Raw genomic sequence first — 8,407 nt, forward strand, 5'->3', positions numbered from 1 at the left:
AACTGCCACCCCGGCCCGCCTGAGCCGTGGTCACCCGCAGCCCATCAGCAAATTCCACCACGTTGACGGACGTGACCTAGCGGCGCGGCGGTCCCATGACGGACGGTTCGTGCGTTGCTGCGTCTCGATTGTTTGCGTCATCCGCACGCAAGGCACGCTCGAGGTCGGAGCGCCTGATCCAGACACTGCCACCCAGGCGGACATCACGCAGAAGCCCGTCCTGGCGCCAACGGCGCAGCGTGCGCTCCGAGCGTCGCAGCAGTGCGGCAACCTCGCTGAGCGCCATCAGCGGATCGCCGAGCATGGATGCCACAAGCGCTGGCGCCGCTGGGTCTGTGACGAGCGTGTCAGCAGCCAACCGTTCGGCCGGCCGGTGATCTGACCCAGCGTTGCGGAGTGGGCGGGCACTGGCGGCAGTGCCGGTCACTGAGGATGTGAGCGGGGGAGGGGGGTGCGTTTGGGTCATGTCCGGCAATCTCCGGATATGACCCTTGCAACTCAAAGGGCGAAACTCGGCCTTTTCGCCTCTTGACGATTCAGTTCATGTCGGACAGCGACTGCATGTTTGGCTGTGGTTAGCGGTGTCGCCTTCGCAGAGCGTCCTTATGACCTTGCAGAAAAGCAGCAGCGCGATCCTCCAGGAGCGCGGGCTCAAACAAACGATTTGCGAGGTCGGTGTTCAAAGAACCGAAGCTTTTGGGATGGCAACCACGATGCTGAGGCGTGTCGGTTGTCAGCCCGAGCGCGTGTCTTGTGCGCTGTTGCCCACTGCGCCTAGCATCGTCGATAGCTTGAGCCTCGGACAAAAAGCGCGATCGCTCACGTTGATAGCGCTCACACAGGCGGCTGACCAAATGTACTTCGGTTACCGGGCGCCCTGTTTTGAGCTGCCGGTAAAGGTTGCCGTCTGGCCGGTCCTCCGCTGGGTATTGCGCCAAGACATGTCGAGCCAGACTGGTCGGTGTCTCGGACGAACCGTGCTGAAGCTCTTGCCTGGCCATCTCGATCAAAAGATAGCGCCAATCTTTTTTGGGACGACCAAGCTTGGGTTTGTCTGGCATCCATTCCGACCTTTGTGGATTTTCAATGCAGCGCGGCGTGTCCGCGCAGCGCGCCTTCAAGGCATAACCAAGGTGGCCTGGAGGCGTCCAGGAAAATGCTCCGACAGGTTGCCTACATCCAGGCGGTGCTCGACATTGCTGAATACGATTTAGTATTGAAACTTGAACATGGCATCCCCATGTAGGCTTGACGAGAGCCATGGTGTTGCCGGCGCCTGAGCTGCCTTGGCCAACATTCCAGCCCATCTTCGGCCAAGGTCGAAGCCAAGCCCAAGCCGGCCGGCCGCGCCAGTGTGTTGACTGGCTGACGACGCAACGCACCGCGTCATGCTGCCCCTGTCGGCCCAGGGATAACCATTGGTCTCTCGTCCCTCCCTTGTCCCGCATCCTGGCGGGTGTCCGTGGCGTCGTTCCCGACGTTCTGGCCATCCGGCACCGCGTATCCGGCACTGAGCCGGCCGCTTCTGCAAACCCTATCCCTGCCAGCGGTGGCACGGAGGATGCGAGCAACAAGGGCTTTCCGGTGCCGCTGCCAATCTTGGCAGCACGGTCCGGACCTGCCGCGTACGCGTGGCAGCAGCGCGGCTCTGGCCGCGCCAAACGATGTGGCTGGTCTGGTGCCAATATCAGGCCCGCCGCATGCGGTGCCGGCTTTACTGACGCCGGCGCCGCGGCATTCCGGCCGGTCGGCGTTCCTCTGCCATCGGCCGGCTGCGCGACCCTCTCCAACAATCCAAGGTCCGCTTCAGCCCGGCGGCTGCTTCGGCAGCCCGCCGGGCTGAATGCCCGTCCCCTCCAGCCCGTCTCGGCAGCTCCGAGCCGACCGTCGCGGTCCCTTGAGCAAGGCCGAACCCATGCTGGAGATCCCATGAGACCCATCAACACCCTCAGCTACCAGGGTATCCCCGTGCGCCTTCGCGGCAGCATGCTGAACCTGACCGATATGTGGCGGGCAGCAGGCCGGGCAGAGCACCGGCGCCCAGCCGACTGGCTGGCCCTCGAGGAAACCATGCGCTTTCGTGCCCATGCAGACACCCACCTGACCGCGCTCGATGAGCCGGTCCTGCCAAATGCCGGCGACGCCGGCATTTGGGCCATCGACACCGACGGCCTCGTCGCCGCGATCCGCGGCCATGGCGGCGGTACCTGGGCCCATTGGCAGCTCGCGCTGTCCTATGCCTGCTACCTCTCGCCAGCCTTCCATCTCTGGTGCAACACCGTCGTCCGCGCCGCCATGAAGCGGCCGGACGTACCGGCAGTCCAGGATTCCGATCCATTGCCGCTGTACCTCGCCGAGCACTTCCGCCACCTGCACCGCCGGCTCGACACCGTCGACCGGCATGCGGCGGACCTCATGTTCCTGGCCCTGTCGGGTCAGGAGCTGGTGCTGGGTGGAAGGCGAGAGTTCTCGGAGCTGAGCCGGACCATCCTCATCCGGGTGGCCATGGCCGAGCCTTACGATGGCCGGTGCCCCTGCTGCGGCAACGCGCGCATTCTCTCCACCGAGGGCCGGCCCTTGGCCGGCACCGAGTTTGACCACTTCTTCCATCGCCGGCTGAACAGGCCGGAGCATGGTTGGCTGGTTTGCACAGTATGCCATGGTGAGTTGACCCATGGCGGCTATCTCGTTCGCTTCGCGCGAACGCCCGAGTTCCGGGCCTTCCAGGCTCGCGTGCTCAAGCAACGCCGACTTGCCAGGGAACGATCTGGCGCCAGCCCGAGATAGGCCTGCCCTTCCAGCACAGCATGAAGCCCCGTGACCTCACACCGAGGTCACGGGGCTTTTTGCGTTTCAACCTCAGGCAATTCTTGCCGCATCAGGGTCGGGTCTTTGCCGCTATGCTCTCTCAGCTCGGTGCTCGCTCGCGGCCGTTCCATGCCATGGTTACGGCCTTTGCTCTGAGCGACCCATCCTTGGCACCGGCCATGCACCGGAGCGGCGCAGCGATGGAGGTACCGAAGGGCAGCAGGCCGCTCACTGGACGCACCGTCCAAATCTTGAATAATCGGGTTCCCCCGACCCCAACTACTTACTCTCTGCAACAAGTATGGATTCATGCTCGGCCCGGTAGCATGCGCCTGATAACTCCATCGCGCTTAATGAGCGCATGGTAGAGTGCACCCGATACATGTACCGCAATCAGTGCAAAGAGCAGCATTGCGAACACTTTGTGGATGCCACCAATCGTCTCACCCGCTGCCTGATCAGGATTGAGAAGCTTCGGCAGTGGGATGAGCCCTAGAAGCCTCGGCGTCGATCCGTAGGCATTTGCGGCTAGCCAACCCATTAAGGGCAACAGAATAAGCACGAGATAAAAGGCCCAGTGGGTTGCACGGGCGAGGATGCGTAAGCCAGTTGGAAGGTCAGTTGGGGCTGGTGGCATGGGATGAACCAGCCGCCAGGCGAACCGCAATAGCATTGTGAGGAGGATTGTGGAGCCATTGGCAAGATGCCAGACCGCAATGCTGTCTTCCGCCGACTTTGGCAGGATGGAGGGCAGGATCAAAGCAATGGTGATTTGCACCAACACCAGCGCAACGACGAGCCAGTGGAATGTGCGACTCACTGCATCATACGGCTGTCCAAGATCCATCGGCTGCGCCTTCGTGGGCTCCTTTGCCGCCATATCCCTGGCTCCCTTGGCTGTTCGGGTATCATACGGCTCTGGTGCTTGGGCGTTCCATGGTCTGCCCCATATCGTGGTTGCGGAGACGTCGGTATCGCACCTGATGCCCGCAGCTCGCGCTGTCGTTTCGGTGTTCCCGCAATCCTGGGACGTGGTGGTAAAAAGCTTGGTCGATCCGAATGTATGTATCAGTACCTGCCTGACACAAGGCAGCCATGCTTCAGGACCGGACAATGTCCAACGCTCGGCAGATATCGACCCTTGCGGGCGAGAGCCACTAAGTATGCGCCGCGCTTCGATCGCCGCTCTGGCTGGCAGCATCGCTGTCGGGCTCGGGGTGCTTGGTTGGCAGGTGCTTGCGGCGGGTGGCTGGACGTTCTGGGAAGCCTTGATGATGGTGAGCCTTGCCATCAACGCGCCTTGGCTTGGCCTTACCGCTGCGACGGGACTTGCTGGTTTTGCGATCCTGCTTTTCTCGAGGGATCCAACAGCGTTTGTCTTGCCAACGCTGCAACGAACAGACGCCGTGATTCACGCCAAGACACTGCTGGCTCTCTGCGTACGGCTGGAGGACATGGATGCCGTCTTGCCGCCCCTGGGCGGCTTGCTGCACGAGCTGCGGTCGCGCCACGGTGACCGCTTTGTCCTCGGCATCCTTTCTGACACGCCAGCGGGCGCGCCGGCGAGAGCCGAAGCAAAGGCGGTTGCCGCGCTAGCCTCACGCTTTCCAGCAGGCGCCGTACGCTACCGTCGCCGGCCCGAGAACCTTGGTTTCAAGGCGGGCAACCTGATGGATTTTCTCGACCATCGCGCCGCTGGCTTCGAGTACGCGCTGGTGTTGGATGCTGATTCCACCATGTCGGCGGGAACTGTCGCCCGATTGGTCCGCATAATGCAGGCTGACCCACGCTTGGCGATCCTGCAGACGGCGATCTCCGGTCGAGGCGCGATGACGTGGTTCGCACGGCTGTTCGGGTTTGGTCAGCAGCATGGCACACGGGCCTGGGTTATGGGCCAAGCTTGGTGGCTGGGACCCGCGCAACTCTACTGGGGACATAATGCGCTGATTCGAATCGGAGCATTCCGCCGAGACGCAAGACTACCGACACTTCCGGACGGGTCTTGCATTCTCAGCCATGACTACGCTGAAGCAGCTCAACTGCATGCACGCGGCTGGGCGGTGCGGGTGCTGCCGGAGGACACAGGCTCCTGGGAGCGGCATCCACCTGACCTAATTGCTTTGTTCTCCCGAGACTTGCGCTGGGCCGCCGGCAACCTTCAGTATCGACACCTGCTTTCCCGACCTGAATTCGGCAAGCTAGGCCGCTTTCAAATGTTGGAGGCAATCCTGCATTATGCATTGGCGCCGCTGCGATTTGGACTGCTTCCTGTAGCTGGGCTGAACGTGGCGACCGGTGGCGGTGAAGGTACCCCACGCGGAGCGCTTCTACTCTTGCTTCTCACAGGCTTTGTCGTGTCGAACCTGCCAAAGCTGGCTGGTTACAGCGAGGCGCTGCTTCGGCCCGGGCGCTTCAAGCGCGTGACCTTGCTGCGTAGCATGGTGCAGGAAATGGCGCTGAGCTTCATGCTGGACACGCTAGAAGCGTTCGAGCGATCGTTGACTTTGCTGCAGCTGGGGCGCGGACAGTTCAGCGGTTGGACGGTGCAGCCGAGAGCGGCTCGGGGAATGACCTGGACAACGGCAGCTCGCCGGTTTGGTCCGCACACCGTTGTTGGACTAGTGATCCTGGCATGCTTTGGCTTCGCCAGTCGCTTTGCGGCAGTGGTGGCTCTGCCTGCACTGGCAGGGCTACTCCTTGCCATTCCCATTGCGGTGCTAACCGCGCGCCTCTGCCGCAAAACTGGCTGTTAGGGCGATGAGCGACGAGTGCCAAGGGGTAAATGGAAGGCCAACTCAGCCTGAACGGCGTAGGACAAAAGCGCGACCATCCCACAAGGCAAAAGGCTGCTCGCCCATCACCTCCAAAGCGAGATCGTGAGCCGTTGCCCACCCGTGCGCTGTAGCGATGTCGGCTGCTGTATCGCCCTGGTAAGATAGGTTCAGCACGACCAGCGCTGCGCCTGGCCGCAACGCCCGCACAGCGCCCACGACGTGTCGCGTCACCACCTCGGGGCCTAGTCGAACGATGTAAGGAAAGCTGTCGACGGCAAGAATCAAGTCGAGGCTTCCGGCTGCAAGCCCGTCAAGGTCCTGACCAGCGGTACGAGCCAAACGCACATGAGGCCAAGGGGCGCAGCGCGATCGTGCCTGGGCTAGCATGCCTTCCGAGATATCCAGGCCCAGCACAGAACGAACCCGCGGTGCCAGGGCGACGGCGAGACGACCGATGCCGCAGCCGAGGTCAAGCACATCGGCGCTGTCGCGCAGCAGTCCGCGCGTTTCGAGCCAAGCAAGGATTTCCTCGGTTGCGGCAGTCAAGATCGCAGGGTCACCCAGCGAGTACAGTGCCACACTGGCCTCGGGCGACTCTGCTACGGCGCGATCGAAGAAGCTTGCGATCTCTGCTGCGCCGGTCAGGGGATTAGTTGCAAGGCGAGCATGATTGCTGCCAGCTCGTACGACTGCGGCTGAAAGTCGCGCCAGTTCCGACTGCTGTGTTTCTAGTAAGGCAACGAGCGCCTGCCAAGGCTGCGTCGGCGGCTCAGGACGCCGCTGGACTAGAAGTGCTGCGATGCCATCTGGGGTAACGTGCCCAAGCAACAGACGGCTCAGCGCCACCTCGGGTGAGATATAGCCAGCCATGCACAGTCCGACTGGGTCACCTTCGAGCGACAGTGGAGGAATGCGTTGCAAAGAATCTAGCTCCTTCTCCGGCCGGCGTGCCGGCGCCAGATAGTAAAGTTGGTTTGCGCTGGATGCGACCCGGCCGACCTTGCCCGCGAGTTCGAACCCTCGGCCCAAGCCATTCGGAACTAGGTCGCGGCGGCGGACCGGCAGGAGGGTCGGCGCGAGACAAAGCTCGCCCCAGCCGAGTCCGCGCTGGCCACGGCCGAGCGCGAGGAACTCGCCCGGCTACGGCGCGAGAACAAGCAGTTGCGCCAGGAGCGCGACATTGTCTCTCGAGCGGCAGCCTGGTTTGCCCGGGAGACCGGCACGATCCCGTCCGGGTCTTCCGGTTCCATGAAAGCAAACCAGGCCACCTTCCCGATCGCCAGAATGACACGCCTGCTCCGCGTCTCGCGCGCCAGCTACTACGCTTGGCTCGACCGCCCCCCGTTGGTCCGCGCCGAGGCGGATGCGGCGCTGCTGTGGCAGATCCGGAAGGTGCACATTGCCTCGCGCCAAACGGATCTGTCAGCGCTCGCGCCAAATCTGGCGACGAGAGGTGCCGGCAAGGTTTGACCTATGCTGCTTTGAGGATGGCGAGCGCAGCTGCGGCACGGCGGATGTGCACAAGACGACGGCGGCGGGCAGGGACGTGCTGGTTGTGGCGGGTACGAGAGCGGAGGAGGTTTCGGAGTTCGTCATAGCTTTGGCAGAAGCGCTCGGCAGAACCGATGTTCTTGAAGCCGCGCATACATCGTATGCGACCTTTCACGCCCCGGTGGTCTTGTTCCAGTCCATTGTTCCTGTATGCGCTGGTCCGATGCACAACCCGCCGGCCGAGTGTCGAGCGGATCGCCCGCGGGTAGGAGCCGTGCCCGTCCGTGGTGACGCGTTCGGGCGTGATGCCTGTGGCAGCCTTGGCTGAGCGAAAGAAGGCCTGAGCCGCAGCCATGTCGCGGTGCTCGCTCAGCATGGTGTCGACAAGGTTGCCGTCGCGGTCAATGGCCCGGTACAGATACGCCCAGCGGCCACGAACCCTCAAATAGGTCTCGTCAACGTGCCAGTGCCGGCCGCGGGCGCCGCCCTTGCCGTGCCGTCGTCGACGGAGGTCGTCCGCCAGCACCGGTGCGAGCTTCGCCTCCCAGTCGCGCACAGCCTCATGGCTGAATACGAGGCCGCGCTGTAGGAACATCTCGGCTAGGTCGCGCAGGGTCAGGCGGTAGCGCAGCCGCCACAGCACCACGAGGGCGATGACGTCGGATGGGTACTGGGTATGGTTCAGCAGCCCGGTGCTGCGCTCGTTGTACTGCTTGCCGCAGTCTCGGCAGAGGAACCGGCGGTAGCCCCGGGCGGTACGCTCTGGCCGCTCCGTCACGGCAGCGGAGCCAAAGGCCACACACTCCATTGCCACTTCCCGCTCCGCTGGCCCTGGAAGCCTACCCGCCCAGGCCCGGCCAGCCAAACGACCTTACTGGCGGGAGACCTGACAAAACCCCTAGCACCAGCCTACCTCAAGCAATGCGCAGGGGCTGAAGCTGGCGCATCCTCAGCTGCGATAAACCGCCCTTACCGCAAGTGATGCAGAGCTTGCCTTAATCAGCCGGATCAAGGGCTTGGGTCCGGTTTGACCAGCCCCCATCGAGTGGTCCGGGCAGATTTTTAGTGGATCACCGCGACCAGCCCTGCTGAGGCTCCACATAGCGCTGGCATAGCCACGGTCTCTGGGGCGGGTGGTCGGTATCCCAGTGATGAGTGCGGCCGAACCCGGTTGTAGTGCTGGCGCCATTCCTCGATGAGCACCTGGGCTTCACGGAGGGTGTTGAACACCTCGCCGTTCAGCAGTTCGTCTCGCAGCTTGCCGTTGAAGCTCTCCACGTAGCCATTCTTCTCTAATCGTGGGCACGTGCGTCAAGCAGTGGTGCTGTCCCGCG

General features: G+C 63.0%; 8 protein-coding genes and 1 pseudogene. 3 read left to right on the plus strand and 6 right to left on the minus strand.

Features of this window, described 5'->3' with window-relative positions; all coding sequences use genetic code 11:
* Positions 1 to 76: 76 nt before the first annotated feature.
* Positions 77 to 466 carry a helix-turn-helix domain-containing protein gene (locus tag JMJ56_RS35910; RefSeq protein WP_407927985.1) on the minus strand — a complete coding sequence of 130 codons (390 nt, stop codon included), beginning with the start codon at positions 464 to 466 and terminating at the stop codon, positions 77 to 79.
* 109 nt (positions 467 to 575) lie between these two features.
* A complete protein-coding gene (locus tag JMJ56_RS31885) occupies positions 576 to 1,061 on the minus strand; it encodes a hypothetical protein (RefSeq protein ID WP_202835903.1) in 486 nt (161 codons plus the stop codon).
* Between the two features lie 868 nt (positions 1,062 to 1,929).
* Between JMJ56_RS31885 and JMJ56_RS31890 the strand changes: the two genes are divergently transcribed.
* The gene (locus JMJ56_RS31890) at positions 1,930 to 2,787 is read left to right on the plus strand and encodes a KilA-N domain-containing protein (protein WP_202835904.1); all 858 of its coding nucleotides are present in this window, start codon (positions 1,930 to 1,932) and stop codon (positions 2,785 to 2,787) included.
* Positions 2,788 to 3,115: 328 nt separating this feature from the next.
* Here JMJ56_RS31890 and JMJ56_RS31895 read toward each other — a convergent pair whose 3' ends face one another.
* Positions 3,116 to 3,688, minus strand: coding sequence for a cytochrome b (locus JMJ56_RS31895; protein ID WP_202835905.1), 573 nt, complete (start codon positions 3,686 to 3,688; stop codon positions 3,116 to 3,118).
* 103 nt (positions 3,689 to 3,791) lie between these two features.
* Between JMJ56_RS31895 and mdoH the strand changes: the two genes are divergently transcribed.
* On the plus strand, positions 3,792 to 5,561 hold the full coding sequence (mdoH, locus tag JMJ56_RS31900; RefSeq protein ID WP_268885190.1) for a glucans biosynthesis glucosyltransferase MdoH: 1,770 nt from the start codon (positions 3,792 to 3,794) through the stop codon (positions 5,559 to 5,561).
* Between the two features lie 42 nt (positions 5,562 to 5,603).
* Here mdoH and JMJ56_RS31905 read toward each other — a convergent pair whose 3' ends face one another.
* The gene (locus JMJ56_RS31905) at positions 5,604 to 6,452 is read right to left on the minus strand and encodes a class I SAM-dependent methyltransferase (protein WP_202835907.1); all 849 of its coding nucleotides are present in this window, start codon (positions 6,450 to 6,452) and stop codon (positions 5,604 to 5,606) included.
* Between the two features lie 291 nt (positions 6,453 to 6,743).
* Between JMJ56_RS31905 and JMJ56_RS31910 the strand changes: the two genes are divergently transcribed.
* Positions 6,744 to 7,052, plus strand: a complete 309-nt coding sequence (locus JMJ56_RS31910; protein WP_202835908.1) for a hypothetical protein — start codon at positions 6,744 to 6,746, stop codon at positions 7,050 to 7,052.
* A gap of 1 nt (position 7,053) precedes the next feature.
* Here the strand turns inward: JMJ56_RS31910 and JMJ56_RS31915 are convergent, their stop codons facing one another.
* Positions 7,054 to 7,881: an IS6 family transposase gene (locus JMJ56_RS31915; protein WP_202835909.1), complete on the minus strand. Its 828-nt coding sequence runs from the start codon at positions 7,879 to 7,881 to the stop codon at positions 7,054 to 7,056.
* Between the two features lie 254 nt (positions 7,882 to 8,135).
* Positions 8,136 to 8,363: pseudogene (locus JMJ56_RS31920) on the minus strand (integrase core domain-containing protein); the annotation flags it as partial.
* Between the last annotated feature and the right edge of the window lie 44 nt (positions 8,364 to 8,407).

The sequence above is a fragment of the Belnapia arida genome, from assembly GCF_016773205.1.
GTDB classification, from domain to species: Bacteria; Pseudomonadota; Alphaproteobacteria; order Acetobacterales; family Acetobacteraceae; genus Belnapia; species Belnapia arida.